The 22044-nt window shown below is 71.5% G+C and carries 20 protein-coding genes, 1 tRNA gene and 1 pseudogene; 8 read left to right on the top strand and 14 right to left on the bottom strand.

Annotated elements, in window-relative coordinates; genetic code table 11:
• Window positions 1-23: 23 nt before the first annotated feature.
• The 4 genes from AB6A65_RS03920 to AB6A65_RS03905 all read left to right on the top strand — a co-directional run bounded on the left by AB6A65_RS03920 (window position 24) and on the right by AB6A65_RS03905 (window position 4737).
• The gene (locus AB6A65_RS03920) at window positions 24-692 is read left to right on the top strand and encodes an SOS response-associated peptidase (RefSeq protein ID WP_371037049.1); all 669 of its coding nucleotides are present in this window, start codon (window positions 24-26) and stop codon (window positions 690-692) included.
• A 63-nt stretch (window positions 693-755) separates the two neighbouring features.
• A tRNA-Gly gene (locus AB6A65_RS03915) sits at window positions 756-829 on the top strand.
• An 84-nt stretch (window positions 830-913) separates the two neighbouring features.
• Window positions 914-2707, top strand: coding sequence for an ABC transporter transmembrane domain-containing protein (locus tag AB6A65_RS03910; RefSeq protein WP_371037048.1), 1794 nt, complete (start codon window positions 914-916; stop codon window positions 2705-2707).
• A gap of 131 nt (window positions 2708-2838) precedes the next feature.
• Complete coding sequence (locus tag AB6A65_RS03905) at window positions 2839-4737, top strand: acyl-CoA synthetase (protein WP_371037047.1); 1899 nt, start codon at window positions 2839-2841, stop codon at window positions 4735-4737.
• Between the two features lie 24 nt (window positions 4738-4761).
• On the opposite strand, the gene AB6A65_RS03900 is transcribed toward AB6A65_RS03905, so the two are convergent.
• The 10 genes and pseudogenes from AB6A65_RS03900 to AB6A65_RS03855 all read right to left on the bottom strand — a co-directional run bounded on the left by AB6A65_RS03900 (window position 4762) and on the right by AB6A65_RS03855 (window position 14333).
• Complete coding sequence (locus AB6A65_RS03900; RefSeq protein WP_371037046.1) at window positions 4762-5115, bottom strand: metalloregulator ArsR/SmtB family transcription factor; 354 nt, start codon at window positions 5113-5115, stop codon at window positions 4762-4764.
• Between the two features lie 56 nt (window positions 5116-5171).
• Complete coding sequence (locus tag AB6A65_RS03895; RefSeq protein WP_371037045.1) at window positions 5172-6404, bottom strand: mandelate racemase/muconate lactonizing enzyme family protein; 1233 nt, start codon at window positions 6402-6404, stop codon at window positions 5172-5174.
• Window positions 6405-6579: 175 nt separating this feature from the next.
• A pseudogene (locus AB6A65_RS03890) lies at window positions 6580-7790 on the bottom strand (MFS transporter).
• A complete protein-coding gene (locus AB6A65_RS03885) occupies window positions 7787-9109 on the bottom strand; it encodes a lyase family protein (RefSeq protein ID WP_371037044.1) in 1323 nt (440 codons plus the stop codon). Before AB6A65_RS03885 ends, AB6A65_RS03890 begins: the two are co-directional and overlap by 4 nt.
• Window positions 9106-9822, bottom strand: a complete 717-nt coding sequence (locus AB6A65_RS03880; RefSeq protein WP_371037043.1) for an alpha/beta fold hydrolase — start codon at window positions 9820-9822, stop codon at window positions 9106-9108. The genes AB6A65_RS03885 and AB6A65_RS03880 overlap by 4 nt, the downstream gene beginning before the upstream one ends.
• Window positions 9815-10603 (bottom strand): 3-oxoadipate enol-lactonase, encoded by a 789-nt coding sequence (pcaD, locus tag AB6A65_RS03875; protein ID WP_371037042.1) that lies wholly within the window; start codon window positions 10601-10603, stop codon window positions 9815-9817. Before pcaD ends, AB6A65_RS03880 begins: the two co-directional genes overlap by 8 nt.
• On the bottom strand, window positions 10603-11772 hold the full coding sequence (pobA, locus tag AB6A65_RS03870; RefSeq protein WP_371037041.1) for a 4-hydroxybenzoate 3-monooxygenase: 1170 nt from the start codon (window positions 11770-11772) through the stop codon (window positions 10603-10605). The genes pcaD and pobA overlap by 1 nt, the downstream gene beginning before the upstream one ends.
• A gap of 67 nt (window positions 11773-11839) precedes the next feature.
• Window positions 11840-12814 carry a threonine/serine dehydratase gene (locus AB6A65_RS03865; protein ID WP_371037040.1) on the bottom strand — a complete coding sequence of 325 codons (975 nt, stop codon included), beginning with the start codon at window positions 12812-12814 and terminating at the stop codon, window positions 11840-11842.
• Window positions 12811-13647, bottom strand: a complete 837-nt coding sequence (locus tag AB6A65_RS03860) for an alpha/beta fold hydrolase (protein ID WP_371037039.1) — start codon at window positions 13645-13647, stop codon at window positions 12811-12813. Before AB6A65_RS03860 ends, AB6A65_RS03865 begins: the two co-directional genes overlap by 4 nt.
• Window positions 13644-14333 carry a haloacid dehalogenase type II gene (locus AB6A65_RS03855; protein WP_371037038.1) on the bottom strand — a complete coding sequence of 230 codons (690 nt, stop codon included), beginning with the start codon at window positions 14331-14333 and terminating at the stop codon, window positions 13644-13646. Before AB6A65_RS03855 ends, AB6A65_RS03860 begins: the two co-directional genes overlap by 4 nt.
• Window positions 14334-14519: 186 nt before the next feature.
• Here AB6A65_RS03855 and AB6A65_RS03850 point away from each other — a divergent pair, with 186 nt between their 5' ends.
• Window positions 14520-14948, top strand: a complete 429-nt coding sequence (locus AB6A65_RS03850; RefSeq protein WP_371037037.1) for a peptidylprolyl isomerase — start codon at window positions 14520-14522, stop codon at window positions 14946-14948.
• A gap of 147 nt (window positions 14949-15095) precedes the next feature.
• Here the strand turns inward: AB6A65_RS03850 and AB6A65_RS03845 are convergent, their stop codons facing one another.
• Genes AB6A65_RS03845 through AB6A65_RS03835 form a run of 3 tightly spaced genes read right to left on the bottom strand, consistent with a single transcriptional unit; the run spans window position 15096 to window position 17961 of the window.
• Window positions 15096-16103, bottom strand: coding sequence for a YcjF family protein (locus tag AB6A65_RS03845; RefSeq protein WP_371037036.1), 1008 nt, complete (start codon window positions 16101-16103; stop codon window positions 15096-15098).
• Window positions 16100-16549 (bottom strand): GNAT family N-acetyltransferase, encoded by a 450-nt coding sequence (locus tag AB6A65_RS03840; RefSeq protein ID WP_371037035.1) that lies wholly within the window; start codon window positions 16547-16549, stop codon window positions 16100-16102. The genes AB6A65_RS03845 and AB6A65_RS03840 overlap by 4 nt, the downstream gene beginning before the upstream one ends.
• Window positions 16546-17961, bottom strand: a complete 1416-nt coding sequence (locus AB6A65_RS03835; protein WP_371037034.1) for a YcjX family protein — start codon at window positions 17959-17961, stop codon at window positions 16546-16548. Before AB6A65_RS03835 ends, AB6A65_RS03840 begins: the two co-directional genes overlap by 4 nt.
• Window positions 17962-18103: 142 nt before the next feature.
• On the opposite strand from AB6A65_RS03835, the gene AB6A65_RS03830 reads away from it, so the two are divergent.
• From AB6A65_RS03830 to folD, 3 genes are all read left to right on the top strand, one after another.
• Window positions 18104-18703, top strand: coding sequence for an MOSC domain-containing protein (locus tag AB6A65_RS03830; protein ID WP_371037033.1), 600 nt, complete (start codon window positions 18104-18106; stop codon window positions 18701-18703).
• Window positions 18704-18878: 175 nt separating this feature from the next.
• A complete protein-coding gene (locus AB6A65_RS03825) occupies window positions 18879-20555 on the top strand; it encodes a formate--tetrahydrofolate ligase (RefSeq protein WP_371037032.1) in 1677 nt (558 codons plus the stop codon).
• Between the two features lie 127 nt (window positions 20556-20682).
• Window positions 20683-21585 (top strand): bifunctional methylenetetrahydrofolate dehydrogenase/methenyltetrahydrofolate cyclohydrolase FolD, encoded by a 903-nt coding sequence (gene folD / locus AB6A65_RS03820; RefSeq protein ID WP_371037031.1) that lies wholly within the window; start codon window positions 20683-20685, stop codon window positions 21583-21585.
• Window positions 21586-21588: 3 nt separating this feature from the next.
• Here folD and AB6A65_RS03815 read toward each other — a convergent pair whose 3' ends face one another.
• Window positions 21589-22035: a PaaI family thioesterase gene (locus AB6A65_RS03815; protein ID WP_371037030.1), complete on the bottom strand. Its 447-nt coding sequence runs from the start codon at window positions 22033-22035 to the stop codon at window positions 21589-21591.
• Window positions 22036-22044: the final 9 nt, after the last annotated feature.

The raw sequence follows: 22044 nt of genomic DNA, 5'->3' as shown, positions 1-22044 counted from the left end.
GCCGCGCGCTAGGCTCGCGACCCATGTGCGGACGCTATGCCCTGACCCTGCCCCCCGACGCCATGGCGCGCGTCTTCGAGGCGCAGCCCGCAAACGACCTGCCGGCGCTGCCCGACTACAACATCTGTCCGACGACGGGGGTGGCCGCGGTCTGGCGGGAGGAGACGGGCCGGCGGCTGGGCGCGATGCGCTGGGGGTTCCTGCCGCACTGGTACGACACGCCGACGGACGGGCCGCTTCTGATCAACGCCCGCGCCGAGACGGTGGCCGAGAAGCCCGCCTTCGCCCGCGCCGCGCGCGAGCGCCGCTGCCTCGTGCCGGCCTCGGGCTTCTACGAATGGACGAAGGACGAAAGCGGCGCGCGGCTGCCCTGGTATCTCGCGGGCCCCGAGGGTGGCATGGCCTTCGCCGGGATCTGGCGCGACTGGACCGACGGCACGCAGACGGTGCGCAGCTGTGCCATCGTCACCTGCCCGGCCAGCGCCGACATCGCCCACATCCACGACCGGATGCCGGTCATCCTGTCCCCTGACGACTGGGCGCTCTGGCTGGGCGAGGCGGGCCACGGCGCGGCGCGGCTCATGCGGCCGGCGCCCGAAGGCACGCTGCGCGCCTGGCGCGTGGACCGCCGGGTGAACTCGAACCGCGCGGGAGGGCCCGGGCTGATCGAGCCGCTCGACGACGGGGCGTGAGCCCGCGCCGAGGGCGCCGGTATCTTGACCGTCCCCGCGCCATGTCTTAGTCACGAGATCGGCGCGGGCATGGTGAAATGGTATCACACGAGCCTTCCAAGCTCTTGGTGCGGGTTCGATTCCCGCTGCCCGCTCCAGCCCCGGAACCCGCCGCTCCGCCCGACCCCGCTTGACCCCCGCGCCCGGCGTGGCATTAACAGGCGGTGTCTTAGGAGAATTGCATGGCCGACGCCCCGCCGAAGCAGGATGCCGATCGCGCGAAGTCGCGCCGGATCGGCGCCTTGTCCGAGCTCTGGCCCTTCATCGCCCCTTCCCGCGTGCTGCTGGGCGCCGCGCTCGTCATGCTGGTGGCGACGGCGGTCGTATCGCTGATCCTGCCGCTGGCGGTCCGCCGGGTGGTGGACAATTTCGGCGTGGAGGACGGCCGCATCCTCGACCAGTATTTCGCCGCGGCGCTGGCCATCGCGGGGCTCTTCGCGCTGGGCTCCGCGGTGCGCTACATGCTGGTCACGCGCCTCGGCGAGCGGGTGGTGGCCGACATCCGCAAGAGCGTGTTCGACCGGGTGATCGGCATGAGCCCGGCCTTCTACGAGAAGCTGATGACCGGCGAGGTGCTGTCGCGCATCACCACGGACACCACGCTGATCCTGTCGGTGATCGGATCCTCGGTGTCGATCGCGTTGCGCAACACGCTCATCTTCGTGGGCGGGCTGGCGCTCATGCTGGCCACCTCGCCCAAGCTCACGGCGATGGTGCTGCTGATCGTGCCGGCCGTGGTGTTCCCGATTCTCCTGCTTGGCCGGCGGCTGCGCGCGCTCTCGCGCGAGAACCAGGACTGGATCGCCGCCTCCTCGGGCAGCGCGTCGGAGGCGCTTTCCTCGGTGCAGACGGTGCAGGCGTTCACCCAGGAACGCCAGACCCGCGGGCTTTTCGCCGATGTCACCGAAAAGAGCTTCGACGCCGCGCGGCGGCGCATCGAGACGCGCGCGCTGATGACGGCGATCGTGATCTTCCTGGTCTTCACCGGCATCGTCGGCGTGCTCTGGATCGGCGCCCGCGACGTGCGAGGCGGCGGCATGACGCCGGGCACGCTGGTGCAGTTCGTGATCTACTCGGTGATGGTCGCGGGCTCGGTCGGCGCGCTGTCGGAGATCTGGGGAGAGTTGCAGCGCGCCGCGGGCGCGACCGAGCGGCTGGTGGAGCTTCTGCGTGCGACCGATGCGGTGCGCGCCCCCGAGACGCCCGCGCCCGTGCCGGCCCCGGTGGCGGGCGAGATCCGCTTCGAGGACGTGCATTTCGCCTATCCCGCGCGGCCCGGCGATCCCGCGCTCGACGGCGTCGACCTCCGCATCGCGCCGGGAGAGACCGTGGCGCTCGTCGGACCGTCGGGGGCGGGCAAGACCACGATCATCCAGCTTCTGCTGCGCTTCTACGATCCCGACAAGGGGCGCATCCTGCTCGACGGGACCGATCTCGCGGCGATGCGCCGCCGCGACTTCCGCGCCGCGATCGCGCTGGTGCCCCAGGATCCGGTGATCTTCGCCGCCTCGGCGCGCGAGAACATCCGCTTCGGGCGGCCCGACGCGACCGACGCCGAGGTGGAGGCCGCCGCCCGCGCCGCCGCCGCGCATGATTTCGTCGAGCGTCTGCCGGAGGGTTATGACAGCTACCTCGGCGAGCGCGGCGTGATGCTGTCGGGCGGGCAGAAACAGCGCATCGCCATCGCCCGCGCGATCCTGCGCGACGCGCCGGTCCTGCTTCTGGACGAGGCGACCTCGGCGCTCGACGCGGAAAGCGAGCGCGCGGTGCAGCAGGCCGTGGACCGGCTGAGCCGCGATCGCACGACGATCATCGTGGCGCACCGCCTCGCGACCGTGAAGAAGGCGGACCGGATCGTCGTGCTCGAACAGGGCCGCGTCGTCGCGGAGGGGCCGCATGACCGGCTCGTCGCCGAGGACGGGCTTTACGCGCGTCTCGCGCGGCTTCAGTTCACCGACGGCATGGCGGCGGAATAGAGCCGCACCGCGACACGCCCGCGCCCGCGGTGACGTCGCGGCCAGGGCGATTTGCGCGGTTGCGCGGCCGGCGGGTTTTGTGTCGCATGGACGCGTGTCGGGCCCCTGGCCCTGGAGGGAGGAGACACCGCATGGCTTTCGCGTCGTTGGAGGACAAGCACGCCATAGAGAACGAGATGAGCTGGGAGGCGCGCGACCTTCCCAGGACGATCCATGGCTTTCTCGACGCCGTGGCGGGGAAGTTTCCCGACCGCCCGGCCACGAGTTTCCAGATCCTGTCGGGCCCGAAGGACAAGGCGGAAACGCTGAGCTGGCGCGAGCTGCGCGCGCGGGTGAACCGCGCCGCCAACCTTTTCCGGGATCTCGGCGTGGGCGAGACCGACACGGTCGCTTACGTCATGCCCAACTGCAACGAGACCATCGTCACGCTTCTGGGCGGCATGGTCGCGGGCGTCGTGAACCCGATCAACCCGCTGCTCGAGCCCGAGCAGATCGGGGCGATCCTGCGCGAGACCGACGCGAAGGTCGTCGTGACGCTGAAGCCCTTCCCCAAGACCGACGTCGCGGAAAAGGTGGCCGAGGCCGTGCGCCACGCGCCGCGCGTGCACACCGTGCTCGAGGTCGACCTCAATCGCTACCTGACCCCGCCCAAGAGCTGGATCGTGCCGCTCATCCGTCCGAAGCCGCCGCACGGCCACCACGCCGACGTGAAGGATTTCGCGAAGGAGGTGGCGCGCCATTCCGACACGCTCGGGTTCGAGGACGCGTCAGGCGACCGGGTTGCCGCCTATTTCCACACGGGCGGCACCACCGGCATGCCCAAGGTGGCGCAGCACCGGTATTCGGGAATGATCTACAACGGCTGGGTCGGCAAGCGCCTCCTCTTCACCGAGGAGGACTCGATCATGTGCCCGCTGCCGCTCTTCCACGTCTTCGCCTGCCACGTCATCGTGATGGCCGCGCTCGCCTCCGGCGCGCATGTCGTCTTCCCGACGCCGGCGGGCTATCGCGGCGAGGGGGTGTTCGACAATTTCTGGAAGCTGGTGGAGCGGTGGCGCACCACCTTCGTCATCACCGTGCCGACCGCCGTGGCGGCGCTGATGCAGCGCAAGGTGGACGCCGACATCTCCAGCGTGAAGACGTCCTTCTCGGGATCGGCGCCGATGCCGCTCGAACTGTTCAACCGTTTCGAGAAGGCCAGCGGGGTCACCATCGTCGAGGGGTACGGGCTGACCGAGGCCACCTGCCTCGTCTCCTGCAACCCCCCGGAGGGCACGAAGAAGGTGGGCTCCATCGGGATTCCGTTCCCCTACACCGACGTCAAGATCGTCAAGCAGGAGAACGGCGGGCCGCGCGAATGCGACGTGGACGAGATCGGCGAGATCTGCGTCTCGAATCCGGGCGTCTATGCCGGGAAGACCTACACCGAGGACGACAAGAACCGCGATCTCTTCCACGAGGGGCGTTACCTGCGGACGGGCGACTTGGGCCGGGTGGACGGGGACGGGTATCTCTGGATCACCGGCCGCGCCAAGGACCTCATCATCCGCAGCGGGCACAACATCGATCCGGGCGAGATCGAGGAAGCGCTGCTGGCCCATCACGACGTGGCCTTCGCCGGCGCGATCGGTCAACCCGACGCCTATGCCGGGGAGCTGCCCTGCGCCTTCGTGGAACTCGTCGAGGGCGGAAGCGTGAGCGCCGAGGAGCTGATGGAGCATTGCAAGGTGCACATCCACGAACGCGCGGCCTTCCCCAAGCATATCGAGGTGCTCGACGAATTGCCGAAGACGGCGGTCGGCAAGGTGTTCAAGCCGGACCTCCGCAAGCGCGCCATCCGGCGCGTCTACGGCGAGGCGCTGGAGAAGGCGGGCCTCGACGCGCGCATCGTGGACGTCGTGGACGACAAGAAGCGCGGACTGGTGGCGCAGGTCGAGGGCACGGCCGACGACGAGGCCGTCGGGCATGTCCTCGGCGCCTTCACCCGCCCGTGGCAGCGGGTTCCCGCGCAGGCCGGCACTGCTGCCTAGGATGTCTCGGCGCGGGGGGTGGTGTCAGCCCGCCCGCCGTTCGCAGAACAGCCGGTAGAGCAGGCCGATGACCTCCTGCGTGCCGTCGTCGGCGAGGCGATAGTAGATGGTCTTGCCTTCGCGCCGCGTCCGCACCAGCCCCTCGTCGCGAAGCCGGGCCAGCATCTGGCTTACGGCCGCCTGACGGATGTCCAGCAACTGCTCCAGCGCGCCCACGGATTTCTCGCCCGATCCGAGATGGCACAGGATCATCAGCCGGCCCTCGTGGGCCAGTGTCTTCAGGTAGGCCGCGGCGTCGGCTGCGTTGCGCGCCATCTCGTCCGGGGGGGCGGCCGGCGCCAACATCGCCGCGATCTTTTCCATTGCCGGATCGGCCATGGCAAGCGACTCCATTCGTATCACATGGAAAGAATATGACGCGAGGCGGGCGCGAATCAAGGGAGCTCTGGTGGCGCGCCTCCGAGGAAGACATTTCCATCACGGTAATTGCAGGGCGCCTCCTGCATCTCGAGGTGCAGCTGCCCGCCGGTGTAGGGATGCGCGCGCGCCAGCGCCTCGTCCACCTCGATGCCCAGCCCCGGCGCCTCGGGCGCGGGCACGAAGCCGTCTTCCACGGCGATCGCGCCGCGGATCAGGTCGCGATGGAACGGCGTGTCGATGGTCTCCGCCACGAGCAGGTTCGGGATCGACACGGCGAGGTGGATGTTGGCGGCCCATTCCACCGGGCCGGCATAGAGGTGGGGCGCCATCTGCGCGTTGAAGACCTCGGCGATCGCCGCGATCTTCTTGGCCTCCCAGATGCCGCCCGCGCGTCCGAGCGCGGGTTGCAGGATGCGCGCCCCGCCCGTGCGCAGAAGTGCGGCGAATTCCGCCTTGGTCGTCAGCCGCTCCCCGGTGGCGACCGGGATCCGCACTGCGCGCGCGACCTCCTGGAATTCCAGAAGGTTGTCGGGCGGGATCGGCTCCTCGAACCAGAGCGGCGCGTAGGCCTCGAGCGCCTGGCCGAGCCGGATCGCGCCGTCGGTCGTGAATTGCCCGTGGGTGCCGAAGAGAAGGTCCGCCCGGTCGCCCACCGCCTCGCGGATGGCCCGGCAGAAGGCCACCGATTGCGAGATGTCCGACATCGCCGGCTGGTGCCCGCCGCGCATGGTGTAGGGGCCCGCCGGGTCGAACTTCACCGCCGTGTACCCCTCCTCGACGAGGGCCACGGCGCTCTCGGCGGCCATCTCGGGCGAGGTCCAGAAAGCCGTCATGTCGTGGCCCGGGCGCGGGTAGAGGTAGGTGTAGGCGCGTACGCGCTCGTTCATCCGCCCGCCGATCAGCGCCCAGACCGGGCGGCCGCGATCCTTGCCGAGAATGTCCCAGCAGGCGATCTCGAGCCCCGAGAAGGCGCCCATCACCGTGGGGTCCGGGCGCTGGGTGAAGCCCGCGGAGTAGGCACGGCGGAACATGCGCTCGACGTTCTCGGGGTGTTCGCCCTCCATGTGGCGGGCGAAGACGTCGCGAATCACCGCATCCATCGCCGAGGGGCCGACCGCGCTTGCGTAGCATTCGCCCCAGCCGGTGATGCCGGTGTCCGTCGTCACCTTCACGAGGCTCCAGTAGCGCCCGCCCCAGCCGGGGGCCGGCGGCGCGGTCACGATGACGTCGAGGTCGGCCAGTCTCATCCGGGCTCCTTTCGCTGTCGCGCTGCATGCCGCGCCGAGACGATCACGTTTCGCCGCGCGCCGCCAGCGCCCATGTCCGGCGCAACGCCCCCTGCAAGCCGATCGCCGGCGTCCCGAACCGGCCCGGTGGGTGCGCCGCGGCCTGCTTTCGCGCCGGGTCTTCGTTCCGGGCCGCTTAGCCGGACGCAGGCCCGCGGCGCAGGAAGAGGCCCAGGGCCAGCGCGACCAGCGCGGCCGAGAGCAGGAACGCCGCGCCGGGCAGGTAGACGGGCGCGGCGGGGTGGGTGAAGGCGGCGAAGGTGCCCGTCATGACAAGCGGCGCGAGGATCACCGCCACCGCGTTCACGCTGGTCAGCACCCCTTGCAGCGCGCCCTGCTCGTCGCCCGGCGTGGCGCGCGACATCAGCGATTGAAGCGAGGGCGCCACCACCGCGCCGAGCGCTGCCGCCGGGATCAGCGCGAGCGCGACCCGCCCGTCGGTGAGCGCAGCGAGCGTGATGAAGGCGGCGATGCAGAGCGAGAGGCCCAGTTGCACCATGCGCGGCTCGCCGAGGCGGCGCTGGGCGGGCCGGATGAGGACACCCTGAACGCCGGCCATCGAGATGCCGAAGACGGCCAGCGACACGCCGATGAGGCCCGGATCCCAGCCGAACCGCGCCTGCGTGAAATAGGCCCAGGTGGCGGGATAGACGTAGAAGGCCAGCTGGTAGAGGAAATAGACGGCAAGCAGCACGCGCACGCCGTCCAGCCGCCCGAGATGGCGCACCGCGCCAAGCGGGTTGGCCGCGCGCCAGCGGAAGGCGCGGCGGGTCGCGTCGGTCACCGTCTCGGGCAGGACGAGCCAGCCCAGTGCGAGGTTGAGCGCCGCGGCGCTCGCGTCCCCATCTCGCCGAGCAGACCGCCGAGGAGCGGGCCCAGCACGAAGCCGAGGCCGAAGCTCGCGCCGACAAGACCGAAGCGCGCGGCCTTTTCGTGCGGCGCGGAAATGTCGGCCAGGAACGCCGTGGCGGTGGACTGGGTGGCGGCGGTGACGCCGGCGACGACGCGCGCCCCGAGCAGAAGCCAGATGGTGCCCGCCAGCGCCATCACGAGGTAGTCGAGCGCCATAACGCCCACCGAGACGAGAAGCACGGGCCGCCGCCCGTAGCGGTCCGACAGCGTTCCCAGAAGCGGCCCGCACAGGAACTGCATGACCGCGAAGGAGGTCGAGAGGATGCCGCCCCAGATCGCCGCGGCGGCGAGCGTGCCGCCGTTCAGCTCGAGGATGAGATCGGGCAGCACCGGCAGGATGAGGCCGATCCCCATGGAGTCGATCATAACCGTCATCATGATGAAGAGGATCGGCAGGCGGGGGCTCGCCGCCCCGGCCTCGCCCGGGGCGCTCATGCCCCGCGCCGCGCCACCGCCGCCGCGAAGGCCCGCGCCTCGGCGGGCGCCTGGCCCAATTGCCGCGCGGGCGTGAAGAGTGCGGGGTCGAGCCCGGGATGGGCCGCGCGCGCGAGCTCCGCGAGCGGGCGGCCCCGTGCGGCGGCCTCGGCGGCGAGGCGGCTGGCCTCGGCCTGCGCCTCCGGGCGCGGCATCTCCCCGGCGAGCGCGAAGCTCAGCGCCTCGGCATAGGGCGCGCCGCCGCCCGCCGCGAGGGCCGCGGCCATGGCGCCCGTGTCGGGTGCGAGGGTTCCGGCGATGTCCTGCCCGCGGGTCGCGGCGGCGAGAATGGCGCGCCAGAGCGCGGGCAGGGCGAGCCATTCGGTGAACCAGGCCGCGCCGTCGCGGTTCTGCCGCGGGCTGCCGGCCTGGGCCAGAAGCGCCGCTTCCGCGCGCGCCTTCCGCGTCAGCGCGAGAAGCGCCGAGGGGCCGACGGGGTTCGCCTTCTGCGGCATGGTGGAGGAGCCGCCCGTCTCGCCCAGCCGAAGCTCGGCAAGGCCGCTCTGGGTCATGAGCAGGAGATCCTCGGCGAATTTGCCGAGCGCGGCGGCGAGCCGTTCCGCCCAGCCCGCGAGGCGCAGCACCGGGCCCCGGTCGGCGTGCCAGCTGCGTCCCGGATCCTCGAGTCCGAGCGCCGCGGCGAGGCCCGCCCGGGTGTCCGCGGCCATGGCGCCGAGGGCCGCCCCCGTCCCTGCCGCGCCCGAAAGCGACACCCAGAGGCATCGCGGCCGCAGCGCCTCCAGCTCCTCGACGAGCTCGAGGAGCGGCCAGCCCCACCCGGCGGCCACCGCGCCGAAGCTCGTGGGCGTCGCGACCTGGCCGTAGGTGCGCGCGGCCATCGGCGTTTCGGCATGGGCCTCCGCGAGCGCCCCGAGCGCGCCCGCCGTCTCCGCGAGGGCGTTTTCGGCGAGCGTCAGGGCCTGCCGCAGCCGCAGCATCAGGGCGGTGTCCTGGATGTCCTGGCTGGTCGCCCCCCAATGGACGTATTGCGCGTGCTCGGGCGCGCCCATCGCCTCCCGGAAGGCGGCCACGAGCCCCGGCACGGTGACGCCGTTCCGGCGCGTCGGCTCGGCCAGCGCCGCCGGATCGAGCGTCACCTCGAGCGATGCACGGTGGATCGCGGCGCCCGCCGTCTCGGGAATCACGCCGAGCCGGCCCTGCACCTGCGCCAGCGCGCCTTCGACGAGGAGCATTGCGCGCAGCTCCGCCGCGTCGGTGAAGAGGCGCGCGCCCTCGCCCGCTGCGAAGAGCCGCCCGTAAAGCGTGGACGTCCCGCTCATCGCCCACGCTCCGCGATCCGGGCGAGGCGGGCGGCGAGTCCTTCGGGATCGGCGAAGAAGGGCGAGTGGCCGGTCGGCATGTCCTCGACGCTGCCTCCCGGCCAGCCCTCGGTCATCGTCACCTGGTACTCGTAGGGGATGGTGCCGTCCTCGGTGCAGCAGATGTAACTCTTGGGCAGGCTGGTGGAGCGGTCCGTCAGCGTGATCGGCATGGCCTGCGGCGCGATGGCCTGCGGGCAGAGCCGCGGGACGGCAAAGGCCACCGCCTCCTCGGGGCAGTCCTGGTAGAAGACGCCCGCCGCCGCCTCGGGGCGCACCGTGAAGCTCTGCCCGTCGGCCGATTTCTCGAGCGCATCAAGAAGCGGCTGGCGCGGCGCCTCGCGCCGCATCTCGACAAGCGAGACGCCGCTGCGCGGCGCGTAGGCGCAGAGATAGACGAGATGCGCGATCTTCTCGGGGGCCTTCTCGGCCGCCGCGGTGATCGCGAAGCCCGCCATGGAATGGCCGACCAGGATCGCCGGGCGGTCGAGCGCGGCGAGGATCGTGTCGGCATAGGCGTCGAGCGTGACCTCCGCGAGCGGCGTGGCGTCCGCCCCGTGGCCCGGAAGGTCGAGGGCGCGCGCCTCGTGGCCCAGCGCGGCGAGGGCCGGGATCACGTCGCGCCAGCACCACGCGCCGTGGCAGGAGCCGTGGACCAGCAGGAGCTCAGACATGCCCCACGCGCCGCAGGAACTCCGCGAGGATCTCGGCATATTCCCTGGGCTTCTCGACGCAGGGGAGGTGCCCCGCGCCGCGGATGAGCCGGAACTCCGCCCCGGGGATGAGCTCTAACGTCTCGCGCACGAGGTCGGGCGGGGTGGAGCCGTCGGCGTCCCCCGCGATGCCGAGCGTGGGCAGGCGCAGCCCGCTCGTCGGCGTGTAGAGCTCGGTGCCCGAGATCGCCGCCGAGCAGCCGGCGTAACCGTCGGCCGGCTGCCGCACCAGCATGTTGCGCCAGAGCGCGAGCTCGGGCGTGACGCGGAACGCGGCCGAGAACCAGCGCTCCATCACCGGGTCGGCGAGGCCCTCGATGCCCTGGGCGCGCACCGTGGCGATGCGGTCCTCCCACATCTCCTTGGTGCCGATCTTGGCGGCGGTGTTCGACAGGACTACGGCGCGGATCTGGTCCATCCGCTTCACGGCGAGGCCCTGCGCGATCATCCCGCCGATCGAGAGCCCGACGAAGACGCAGTTCCGCACGCCCAGATGGTCGAGCAGCGCCTCCGCGTCGCTCACGAGCTGGCCCATCGCATAGGGCGCGGGCGGCGCCTCGGAAAGGCCGTGGCCGCGCTTGTCGTAGCGGATGATCCTGAGCCCCGCGGGCAGGTGCGGGAGAACCGCGTCCCAGAGCCGCAGATCGGTGCCGAGCGAGTTGGCGAAGACCACCGGCGCGCCCTCGGGGTCGCCGTCCTCGCGCCAGTGCAGGCGCACCCCGTTCACGTCCGCCGCGCGCATCAGTAGGGCAGCCCCACGTAGCTTTCGGCCATGGCCTTCTGCGCGGCCTCGTTGTCGCGCAGGAAGGCCAGCTCGGCCTGCTGCATGCGCAGGTCGAACCCAGACTGGTCGGGATAGCGGTGCATGAGCGAGCTGAACCACCAGCTGAAGCGCTCGGTCTTCCAGATCCGCGCAAGCGCGGTCTCGGAGTATTTCTCCAGCCCTTCATCGTCCCTGTCGTGGTAGAAGTGCCTGAGCGCGTTGAAGAGGTAGTGGACGTCGGAGGCGGCGGTATTCAGCCCCTTCGCGCCGGTCGGCGGCACGATATGCGCCGCGTCCCCGCACAGGAAAAGCCGCCCCCAGCGCATCGGCTCGCAGACGAAGCTGCGCAGCGGCGCGATCGACTTCTCGATGGACGGCCCGGTCACCAGCCGGTCGGCGGCCTCTTCCGGGATGCGGCGCTTCAGCTCGTCCCAGAACATGTCGTCGGTCCAGTCGTCCGGGCTGTCGGAGAGGTCGCACTGGATGTAGTAGCGCGACAGGCTGTCGTTGCGCATGGAGCAGAGCGCGAAGCCGCGCTCGGAATTGGCGTAGATGAGCTCTTCGGCGACGGGCGGCGTTTCGGACAGGACGCCGAGCCAGCCGAACGGGGAGGTCTTTTCGTATTCGGTCCGCTCGGCCGTCGGGATCTCCTGGCGCGAGGGGCCGTGGTAGCCGTCGCAGCCCGCCACGAAATCGCAGTCGAGCCGGTTCACCTTCCCGTCGTGGAGGAAGGTGACGAAGGGCGCCGCGGTGTCGAGGTCGTGGGGCTGCACGCCCCGGCATTCATGGATCACGGTGCCGCCCGCGGCATCGCGCGCCTCGTAGAGGTCGCGCGTCACCTCGGTCTGGCCGTAGACCATGACGTGCCTGCCCGTGAGCGCCTTGAAATCGATCCGGAACTGCTCGTTCCCGTTGGCGAGAAGGGTGCCGTCATGGACGAAGCCCTCGCGCTCCATCCGGTCTCCCACGCCCGCCTCGTGCATCAGGTCCACGAGACCGGTTTCCAGCACGCCCGCACGGATGCGCGAGAGCACGTAGTCGCGCGAGCGGCGTTCGAGCACGACGCTCTCGATCCCCGCGCTGTGCAGAAGCTGCGAAAGAAGAAGCCCCGACGGCCCGCCCCCGATGATCGCGACCTGCGTGCGCATGTGCCCTCCCTGGATTTCCTGCGCGGAGGAAATCCGCTCGGCCAAGGCAAGTCAATGCGCGCCGGGCTCAGCCGAAGCGTTCCAGCACGCGGGCGAGGATCCCGGGATCCGCGTTGCCGCCAGAGATCGTCGCGATCACGGCGTCCCCCTCGATCTCGTCGGCGTGGAAGAGCGCGGCGGCCAGCGCCACCGCGCCGCCCGGCTCCGCCACCAGCTTGAGCCGCGTGGCGGCCAGCGCCATCGCGCGCATCGCCTCGGCGTCGGTCACCACGAGGCCGGGCCCGGCGAGGCGCCGGAGGACGGGGAAGGTCAGCTCGCCGGGCGAGGGCGTCAGGATCGCGTCGCAGAGCCCGCCGGCCTCGGCCGCGTTGCGCTCCCGCCGCCCCGAGGCGAGCGAGCGCGCCGTATCGTCGTAATCCTCGGGCTCCACGGTGCGCACGCGCAGCCCCGGCGCGCGCATCTCCAGCGCGACCGCGATGCCCGCCGAGAACCCGCCGCCACCGCAGCAGACCAGGACGTCGGCCGCCTCGATCCCCTCCTCCGCCGCCTGCGCCGCGATCTCGAGCCCCGCGCTCGCCTGTCCCGCGATCACCTGCGGATCATCGTAGGGCTTCACGAGGGTGAGGCCCCGTTCGGCGGCGAGGCGGCCGCCGATCTCCTCGCGGCTGTCGAAATTCGCGCGGTCGTAAAGCACCACCTCGGCGCCGAGCGCGCGGGTGTTCTCGATCTTCAGGCGCGGCGCGTCCTTGGGCATCACGATCACCGCCGGCACCCCGTGCCTCCGCGCCGCCAGCGCCACGCCCTGCGCGTGGTTGCCGCTGGAATAGGCGATCACGCCGCGCCCCCGCGTCTCGGGCTCCAGCGCCGAAAGGGCGGACCATGCGCCGCGGAACTTGAAGCTGCCGGTGTGCTGAAGGCATTCGGGCTTCACCAGCACGCGCCGGCCCGCGATCTCGTCGAGAAAGGGCGAGGACAGAAGCGGCGTGCGCCGCACGACCCCATCGAGCCGCGCCTCGGCAGCGGTTACCAGTTCGGGCGTCATGCCGCGCGCTCCAGGTAGGTCTCGATCAGCCGCACCGCCTCGGGCTCGTCTAGGAACGGGACGTGCCCCCGGTCCGGGATTTCTGCGAAGAGCATGTCGGGCCTGCGGCGGCGCATCTCGGCCGCCGTGGCGGCGCTCAGCAGGTCCGAGTTCGCGCCGCGAACGAGGCCGAGCGGGATATCGCCCAGACCGTCGAAAAGGGTCCAGGGATCGGGCAGCGACCCGGTGGCCGACTGCTCCAGAACGGCGTCGCGCAAATGCGCGTCGTAGCGGATCTCGAGCCCCTCGGGCGTTTCGGTCCAGAGCCGTTGGGCATGGGCGCGCCAGGTCTCTGCCGGCACGGTGCGAAACCCCGGGGCCATCGCCGCGCGCAGCGCCCGCGCGGCCTCCGCGATCGTGGCATAGGCGGGGCGGCGCCCGAGATAGTCCATGATCGCGGCCAGGCCGTCGGGCTCGATGACCGGGCCGATGTCGTTCAGGATGATGCCGCGCCCGCGCTCGGGATGGGCCGCGGCGAGCCACATCGCGATCAGGCCGCCGCGCGAGGTGCCGAGGATGCTCGCCGAGGCGATCCCGAGATGGTCGAGCAGGGCGAGCGCGTCCTGCCCCTCCCGGACGATGGTGTAGTTGCGCCAGTCCGGATCGTGGTCCGACCGGCCCCGGCCGCGGCTGTCCAGCCGGATCACCCGCGCGCACCCGGCGAAGCGTTCCGCGACGGGCGCGAAATCCTCCATGTTCCGGGTGAGCCCGGCGAGGCACAGCAGCGGGTGGCCCGTGCCCGTGTCGTCATAGGCGAGCGTGCGCCCGTCATCGGAGCGGAACTGTCGCGTCATGCCGACCTCGCGAGTTCGGGGATGTCGGAGAGGTCCCGAAGCACATGGGCGGGCCGCCACGGCAGGCGGTCCATTGGCGCGCCCGCGCGGTTCACCCAGGCCGTCACGAAGCCGTATCCCGCGGCGGCCGCGGCGTCCCAGCCATTCGACGACACGAAAAGCACCTCGCCCCGCGCCGCGCCGAGACGGGCCTCGACGAGGTCGTAGACCGCGCGCGCCGGCTTGAAGATTCCGACCTCCTCGACCGAAAGCACCGCGTCGAGCGCGTCGCCGATGCCGGCGCTCTCCACGGCACCGGCCAGCATGTCGGGACTGCCGTTCGACAGGATCGCGCATCGCCTGCCGCCGGCCTTCAGCGCGCCGAGCACCCCCGCCACCTCCGGATAGGCGCCGAGTTCGCGGTAGAGCGCGAGAAGCCTGCTCCGCAGCTCGTCGTCTCCGTCCAGCCCCTCGGCCTCGAGCGTCCAGTCGAGCGCCTCGGCGGTCACGGTCCAGAAATCGGCATGTGCGCCGGTCACCGCCCGGAGCCACGAATATTCCAGCTGCTTGCGCCGCCACGCCTCGGCGAGCGCCGCCCAGCGTTCGGCCAGTGCCGCCCGGCCGGGCTCCCCGGCGGCCTCGCGGGCAGCGGCGGAGACATCGAAAAGCGTGCCGTACGCGTCGAACACGCAGGTGGTGATGGCCATGCTTTCCCTCCCGGTCGGGCCCGGAGACTGGCACGGCGCGCCGCAGCGGGAAAGGCGAAAAGCCGGGGCGGCGGGGTTTACATCCGGGGAAGGAAACCTCACCTTTGGGCGATCAACACGAGAACCCGCGGCGTGAGACGCGGCCTCGAAAGCACGACTCCCCCCAAAACAACTGATGGAATTACCATGACCGAGGTCAAACAGGGCGATACCGTCCGCATTCACTACACCGGCCGCCTGGCCGACGGCTCCACCTTCGACTCGAGCGAGGGGCGCGAACCGCTGGAGTTCACCGTGGGCTCGGGCCAGATCATCCCCGGGCTCGAGGCGGCCCTGCCGGGCATGACCGTCGGCGACACCAAGAAGGTCGATATCGTCGCGGACGATGCCTATGGCCAGCACGACCCGAACGCCCGTCAATCCGTCCCGCGCGGAGAGATCCCCGACAACATCCCGCTCGACGTCGGCACGCAGCTTCAGGTGCAGACGCCGCAGGGGCAGGTGATGCCCGTCACCGTGGCAGAAGTCACCGACGCGGAGGTGGTGCTCGACGCCAACCACCCGCTGGCGGGCAAGGATCTGAGCTTCGACATCGAACTGGTCGAGATCGCCTGAGCCCCAGGCCCCAAGCGCCATGACGGGCGCCGGCGGCGGGCAGAATGCGCGCCCCGGTCCCCGCACCGCCGGATGCACTCCGGCCTCCATCGCGCCTTCGGGCGCGATTTTCCTTTCCGTCACGCGCGGATGGCGTGCCGCGTCGGGTCAGCGGGGCGAGGCGAAAAGCCCCGTCAGCGCGCGCTTCACGATCGAACTCACCGAAGGCCGGGACAGCCGGCGGAAGGGCAGGGGGCGGCAGACCTCCAGCGCGGCCACGCCCACACGCGCGGTCAGCGCGCCGTTCACCACGCCCTCGCCGAAGCGCCGCGACAGCCGGCTCACCAGCCCGCCGCCCGCGATGGAGGACAGCATGTCGTCGCCGACGGCCACCGCGCCGGTGGCCACCAGGTGCGTGAAGACCGCGCGCAAGAGACGCAGGCTGCCCAGCGTGCCCGACCGGCCGCCGTAGATGTCCGCGATGCGCCGGATCATGCGGGTGTTGGCGGTGAGCGCGCCGATCACGTCCGCAAGCGCCAGCGGCACGATGGCCGTGATGGCGGCCACCTGCCGCGCCGCCGCCTCGATCTCGCGGCGGGCGGCGGCGTCGAGCGGGGCGAGCAGTTCGGCCTCGGCGAGCCCCAGAAGCGCGTCGGCATCGAGCATCTCGGCCTCGCGCTCGGCCAGCCGCGCGCGCGCCCACCCGGTATCCGGACGCTGGCGGTAAAGCCCCTCGAGACGGCGAATCACCGCGCGGGCACCGTCGAGATCCTGACCCGCGAGCGCGGCGTCGGCCTCGCGCTGGAGCCGGTCGATCCGCCCGAGCCGCGCGATGGCGGCCGCCTCCCGCACGACGATCACGGCGAGCAGGATCAGGATCGCGGCGCCCATCCCCGCCAGCGTCCAGCCCAGCACCGGCAGCCGCGCGATGAGGCCGGTGACGAAATCCCACGCGGCCAGGGACACCGCCGTGGCCACGAAGGCGAGCAGAAGGCCCCAGAACCACGCGCCGAGCCGTCCGCCGCGGCGCGCGGCGAGCGTCGCGGCCGTCTGCATCGCGCGCCCCTCGGCGGCGGGTGCGTCGAGGTCGGGAACGGGCGGCGCGTCCGCGGGCGATGCGCCGGGCGCCTGCTCCTCGTCGATCTCGATCAGGACCGGACCTTGCTTGCGGGTCATCCCGCCTCCTCCCGCTGCCAGGCGAGCCGCATGTCCGGCAGCTGCGCGTCGTTGCCTTCGCCGCGGCCGAGGCGCACGGCGTGAAACCCCTCGCGGGCATAGAACCGCCGCGCCCCGTCATTGGCTTGCGCGGTCCAGAGCGTCAGCCGGTCGGATCGCGCCTTTGCCTCGTCGAGAAGCCGCTTTCCAAGGCCCTGCCCGCGCGCGGCGGGCGCGACGTAAAGCGCATGGATCTCCGCGTCGCGGCGGGCGAGGAAGGCCACCGGGCCGCGCCGGCCGCGCAGGGTGATCACCCCTTTCTCACGGATCAGGCGGGCGAGGGCGGCGCGGTCCTCGATGGTGCCGAACGGCTCCGGCATCCAGGGCGTCTCGCGGCTCCGCGCGCCGAGGATCCGGGCGAGCGGGCGCGCGTCCCATGGGCGCGCGGGGGCGAGCGCGACCTTCACAGCCGGTCCCCGAAGAGGATCTGCGCCGCCCGGTCGAGCCGGATATGGGGCGGCCCGTCGCCGGGTTTCAGGGTCAGCGGCGCGGGCGCGAAGCGCATGTTGGAAAAGTCCGCCTCCAGCCACTCCGCGCGGCCCTCGCGCGCGGGGGCGAGCAGGTCTGCTGGATTTTCGGGCAACGCGCCGGGGTAGAAGACCGCCTGCCGGCCGGTTTCCAGGAGGCGGCCGCGCACGCAGGGCAATTCCTCTCCCTCGTGGGTCACCATCTCCTCGGTGGTTGCGCGCAACGCCGCGATGGAAAGCGCGGATGTCTCCGCGCCGGCGAAATGGGCGTGCTCGCGCGCCTCGCGCATCATCGCTTCGATGATCGCGGTGAGGCGCGGGTGCTGCGTGTGGTGCAGGTGGTCGGCCTTCGTCGCGGCAAAGAGGATCTTCTCGACCCGCTTGCCGCGCAGGATCTGGCGCAGGAAGTCGTTCCGCCCGGGGCGGAAGGCCGACAGGATGTCGGCCATGGTGCGCCGCAGGTCCTCGAACGCGCGGGGGCCGGCGTGGATCGCGCCGAGCACGTCCACGAGCACTACCTGCCGGTCGATCCGGGCGAAATGCTCGCGGAAGAAGGGGCGCACGACGGCGCGCTTGTAGGCGTCGTAGCGCCGCTCCATCTCTCGCCAGAGCCCGCGGCGGGGCGGCGACGCCTCGGGCGGCAGCGGCGCGAAGGTCAGCGCCGGGGAGCCCGCGAGGTCGCCGGGCATCAGGAACCGGCCCGGAGAGAGATCCGAGAACCCCGCCGCGCGCGCCTGGGCCAGATAGGCGGTGTAGGCCTCTGCCAGCGCCTTCGCCTCGGGCTCTTCCCAGTCGGCGCGGCCGGACGCTGCGGCGGCAGCGCGCAGGTAGTCCCCGCCACCCGGCCGCGCGTCGAGCCGCGCGAGCGTTTCCTCGGACCATTCGCGGTAGCTGCGTTCCATCAGCGTCAGGTCCAGAAGCCATTCGCCGGGATAGTCCACGATATCCAGATGGACGATGCGCGGCCCCGCCAACCCGCCCAGAAGCCCCGTGGGCCGGACCCGGAACGACAGGCGCAGCTCGCTGACCGAGCGCGTGCTTTCGGGCCAGTGCGGCGCGGCGGCGGTGAGCGCGGCAAGATGCGTCTCGTAGTCGAAGCGCGGTACCGTGTCGTCGGGCTGCGGTTGAAGGTAGGCGGCCTCCATCCGTCCCTCGGCGGCGGCGGCGAGCCCGCTCATCCGGCCGCGCTCGATCAGGTTGGCCACGAGCGAGGTGATGAAAACGGTCTTGCCCGCCCGCGACAGCCCGGTCACGCCAAGGCGGATGACGGGCTCGAAGAAGGTCTCGCTGATCCTGTCGCCGACGCTTTCGACCCCGCGGGCCAGCCCGTCGGCGAGCGTTCCGATGACCAAGGCGCGATGCTCCCCTCTGACGCTTGGCCACGATAGACACCGCGCCGGGCGCTGGCCAGAGGCCGCGGACCGGCCCGCTTTCCGATTGCCGGCGCGCGCCCGGCGCGGCAGTCTGGCGCCGACCCGGAAGGAGGTTCCGCCCATGCCCGCGCTCAAGCCCACGGGGCTCTTCGGCACCGTCACCTGGATCGGCCGCGTGGCCGATCGCGAGGCCGCCCTCGCCGCCGAGCCGCTGGCGGAGGCGGAGCTGACCTTCGCCGGGATCGCCGGGGAAAGCCACGGCGGCCTGACGCGGCGGTCCTGCTCGCGCGTGGTGGCGCAGCACCCCAAGGGCACCGAGATCCGCAACGTGCGCCAGCTTTCCGTGCTCTCCGCCGAGGAGATCGCCCTGATCGCCGCCGAGTTGGGGCTTGCCGCCCTCGATCCCGCCTGGCTCGGCGCGTCGCTCGTGGTGCAGGGGATCGCGGATTTCTCGCATGTCCCGCCGTCCTCGCGCCTGCAGGCGCCGGCGGGCGCGACGCTCGTGGTGGACATGGAAAACCGGCCCTGCCACCTGCCCGCGAAGGTCATCGACGCGGTCGCGCCGGGGAAGGGCCGGACGTTCAAGGCAGCCGCGCGCGGCCGGCGCGGCGTGACCGCCTGGGTGGAGCGGGAAGGCGCAATCCGCCTCGGCGACGCGCTGCGCCTGCATGTCCCCGACCAGCCGGCCTGGGCGCCTCCCGACGCCCGGCCCGCGGTCTGAGCCGGCCGGCGCGCGCGGCGTTTCCGATCCGAAACGCGAGCCGCGACACCTCGCCGCAAGCGCGACCGGAAATGTCGGAAACGCGCGCCGCCCCCCGGGGCCCGCGCGGTATAGGCGGGCCGGACCCCCGCCGGCGCGACGCCACGCGCCGGCCAGAGACAAGGACAGCCGAGCCATGAGCCACAAATCCGACATCGAGATCGCCCGCGAGGCGCAGAAGAAACCGATCCAGGAGATCGGCGCGAAGCTCGGCATCGGGGCCGAGGACCTGCTGCCCTATGGCCACGACAAGGCGAAGGTCAGCCAGGCCTTCATCGACCGGGTCCAGGGCAACGCGAACGGCAAGCTCATCCTCGTGACCGCGATCAACCCCACCCCCGCGGGCGAGGGCAAGACGACCACCACCGTGGGCCTCGGCGACGGGCTGAACCGGATCGGCAAGAAGGCCGCGATCTGCATCCGCGAAGCCTCGCTCGGCCCCTGCTTCGGGATGAAGGGTGGGGCCGCGGGCGGCGGCTACGCGCAGGTCGTGCCGATGGAGGACATGAACCTCCACTTCACCGGCGATTTCCACGCGATCACCTCGGCGCACAACCTGCTTTCCGCGATGATCGACAATCACATCTACTGGGGCAACGAGCTCGGCATCGACGAGCGCCGGGTGGTCTGGCGCCGCGTGCTCGACATGAACGACCGTGCGCTCCGCGACATCGTCACCTCGCTCGGCGGCGTGGCCAACGGCTTCCCGCGCCAGACCGGCTTCGACATCACCGTGGCCTCGGAGGTGATGGCGATCCTCTGCCTCGCCACCTCGCTTTCCGACCTCGAGCGCCGGCTGGGCGACATCATCGTGGCCTACACCCGCGACAAGGCGCCGATCACCTGCCGCGACCTCAAGGCCGACGGCGCGATGGCGGTTCTGCTCAAGGACGCGATCCAGCCCAACCTCGTGCAGACGCTGGAGAACAACCCCGCCTTCGTCCATGGCGGGCCCTTCGCCAACATCGCCCATGGCTGCAACTCCGTGATGGCGACGAGCACCGCGCTCAAGATCGCCGACTACGTGGTGACCGAGGCGGGCTTCGGGGCCGATCTGGGCGCCGAGAAGTTCATGAACATCAAGTGCCGCAAGGCGGGCCTCGCGCCCGCGGCGGTGGTGGTGGTGGCCACGGTGCGCGCGATGAAGATGAGCGGCGGCGTCGCCAAGGCCGATCGCGGCGCGGAGAACGTCGACGCCGTGAAGGCGGGCTGCGCCAATCTCGGCCGGCACATCGAGAACGTCAAAAGCTTCGGCGTGCCGGTCGTCGTCGGCATCAACCATTTCGCCGGGGACAGCGAGGCCGAGATCGCGGCGGTGCAGGACTACGTGGCCGGGCAGGGCTCCGAGGCGATCCTCTGCAAGCACTGGGCCGACGGCTCCGCGGGGATCGAGGAACTGGCGACCCGCGTGGCCGAGATCGCCGACAAGGGCGAGGCCAACTTCGCGCCGCTCTACCCCGACGAGATGGGCCTTCTCGAGAAGGTCGAGACGATCGCCAAGCGCATCTACCGCGCGGACGAGGTGCTGGCCGACCAGAAGATCCGAACCCAGCTGAAGGAATGGGAGGCCGCGGGCTACGGCAATCTGCCGGTCTGCATGGCCAAGACGCAGTATTCCTTCACCACCGATCCCACCCGGCGCGGCGCGCCCAACGGCCACTCCGTGCCGATCCGCGAGGTGCGCCTTTCGGCCGGCGCGGGCTTCGTGGTGGTGATCTGCGGCGAGATCATGACCATGCCGGGCCTGCCCTCGGCACCCGCGGCCGAAACCATCCGGCTGAGCGACGAAGGCTTCATCGAGGGGCTCTTCTGACCGGGGGATAAAGGGAATATGCGTGCGAGCACGCACCCTGCGCCAGGCGCTGCTGTCGGGTGCGTGCTCGCACGCACCCGCTATGGCAGACGCGGGACATGACAGCAGAACAAGAGCGAGGATCGGCATGACGGCGACAATCATCGACGGGAAGGCCTTCGCTGCCCGTATCCGCGGCGAGGTGGCGGAGCATGTGGCGCGGCTGAAGGACGCGCACGGCATCCAGCCGGGTCTCGCCGTGGTGCTGGTGGGCGAGGATCCGGCGAGCCAGGTCTATGTCCGCAACAAGCACGCCCAGACGCTCGAGGCCGGGATGGAAAGCTTCGAGCACCGCCTGCCCGCCGACACGCCCGAGGCCGATCTTCTGGATCTCGTGGCCCGGCTCAACACGGACCCGGCGGTGCACGGCATCCTTGTGCAGCTGCCGCTGCCCGGCCATGTCGACGCGGAAAAGGTCATCAACGCGATCGACCCGGCGAAGGACGTGGACGGCTTCCACATCTCGAACGTGGGGCTGCTGGGCACGGGGCAGAAGGCGATGGTGCCCTGCACGCCGCTCGGCTGCCTGATGATGCTTCGCGACCATCTGGGCAGCCTCTCGGGGCTGGAGGCGGTGGTGATCGGGCGCTCGAACATCGTGGGCAAGCCCATGGCGCAGCTGCTTCTCGGCGACAGCTGCACCGTCACCGTCGCCCATTCGCGCACCCGCGACCTGCCCGGGGTGGTGCGCCGCGCCGACATCGTGGTGGCGGCGGTGGGCCGGCCCGAGATGGTCGGGGGCGACTGGATCAAGCCCGGCGCCACGGTGATCGACGTGGGCATCAACCGCGTGGACGCACCCGAAAAGGGCGAGGGCAAGACGCGCCTCGTCGGCGACTGCGATTTCGAGAGCTGCGCGGCGGTCGCGGGCGCCATCACGCCGGTGCCGGGCGGCGTCGGCCCCATGACCATCGCCTGCCTCCTGGCCAACACGCTCACCGCCTGCTGCCGCGCCAACGGGCTGCTCGAGCCCGAGGGCCTGACCGCCTGAAGCCTAGCCCTGCCCGCGGGGCGCGACCGCGACCATCGTGCCCTGCAGGAGCGCCACCTGGGTCTCTGCGTCCCAGACCTCGGCGCTCACCACGCTGAGGCGGCGCCCGGCGCGCACGACGCGCCCCGTCGCCGTCAGCAGCGGGCCACGCGCCGGGGCGAGCAGGTTGATCTTGATCTCCGCGGTCAGCACCTCCGCGCCCTCGGGCATGAGCGTGAGCGCGGCGTAGCCCGCCGCGCTGTCGCCGATGGCGAAGGGAAGCGCCGCGTGGGCATAGCCGTGCTGCTGGCGCGCGCCCTCTACCACCGGGGCCTCGATCACCGCCGCGCCTTCGGAAAGACGCACGAGACGCGCGCCGAGCGTCGTCATCATGCTCTGCGCGGCGAAGCTTTCACGGATGCTGGCCTCGCGCGCGGGCCCGAGTGGCGGGGTCGGGGCGGGATCGGGCATCGGCTCTCA

The organism is Rhodosalinus sp. FB01 (assembly GCF_041365715.1).
GTDB lineage: Bacteria > Pseudomonadota > Alphaproteobacteria > Rhodobacterales > Rhodobacteraceae > Rhodosalinus.
Note: the sequence above shows the minus strand (reverse complement) of the source record. Positions and strands in the feature narration are given on the sequence as shown.

Bases quoted from the DNA above. Each gene is read 5' to 3' on its own strand.
- pobA (WP_371037041.1), bottom strand. From the start codon at position 11,772: ATGCGCACGCAGGTCGCGATCATCGGGGGCGGGCCGTCGGGGCTTCTT.
- AB6A65_RS03855 (WP_371037038.1), bottom strand. From the start codon at position 14,333: ATGGCCATCACCACCTGCGTGTTCGACGCGTACGGCACGCTTTTCGAT.
- AB6A65_RS03895 (WP_371037045.1), bottom strand. From the start codon at position 6,404: ATGAGACTGGCCGACCTCGACGTCATCGTGACCGCGCCGCCGGCCCCC.
- AB6A65_RS03905 (WP_371037047.1), top strand. From the start codon at position 2,839: ATGGCTTTCGCGTCGTTGGAGGACAAGCACGCCATAGAGAACGAGATG.
- AB6A65_RS03865 (WP_371037040.1), bottom strand. From the start codon at position 12,814: ATGACGCCCGAACTGGTAACCGCTGCCGAGGCGCGGCTCGATGGGGTC.
- folD (WP_371037031.1), top strand. From the start codon at position 20,683: ATGACGGCGACAATCATCGACGGGAAGGCCTTCGCTGCCCGTATCCGC.
- AB6A65_RS03900 (WP_371037046.1), bottom strand. From the start codon at position 5,115: ATGGCCGATCCGGCAATGGAAAAGATCGCGGCGATGTTGGCGCCGGCC.
- AB6A65_RS03830 (WP_371037033.1), top strand. From the start codon at position 18,104: ATGCCCGCGCTCAAGCCCACGGGGCTCTTCGGCACCGTCACCTGGATC.
- AB6A65_RS03815 (WP_371037030.1), bottom strand. From the start codon at position 22,035: ATGCCCGATCCCGCCCCGACCCCGCCACTCGGGCCCGCGCGCGAGGCC.
- AB6A65_RS03850 (WP_371037037.1), top strand. From the start codon at position 14,520: ATGACCGAGGTCAAACAGGGCGATACCGTCCGCATTCACTACACCGGC.
- AB6A65_RS03880 (WP_371037043.1), bottom strand. From the start codon at position 9,822: ATGTCTGAGCTCCTGCTGGTCCACGGCTCCTGCCACGGCGCGTGGTGC.
- AB6A65_RS03910 (WP_371037048.1), top strand. From the start codon at position 914: ATGGCCGACGCCCCGCCGAAGCAGGATGCCGATCGCGCGAAGTCGCGC.
- pcaD (WP_371037042.1), bottom strand. From the start codon at position 10,603: ATGCGCGCGGCGGACGTGAACGGGGTGCGCCTGCACTGGCGCGAGGAC.
- AB6A65_RS03885 (WP_371037044.1), bottom strand. From the start codon at position 9,109: ATGAGCGGGACGTCCACGCTTTACGGGCGGCTCTTCGCAGCGGGCGAG.
- AB6A65_RS03845 (WP_371037036.1), bottom strand. From the start codon at position 16,103: ATGACCCGCAAGCAAGGTCCGGTCCTGATCGAGATCGACGAGGAGCAG.
- AB6A65_RS03920 (WP_371037049.1), top strand. From the start codon at position 24: ATGTGCGGACGCTATGCCCTGACCCTGCCCCCCGACGCCATGGCGCGC.
- AB6A65_RS03825 (WP_371037032.1), top strand. From the start codon at position 18,879: ATGAGCCACAAATCCGACATCGAGATCGCCCGCGAGGCGCAGAAGAAA.
- AB6A65_RS03860 (WP_371037039.1), bottom strand. From the start codon at position 13,647: ATGACGCGACAGTTCCGCTCCGATGACGGGCGCACGCTCGCCTATGAC.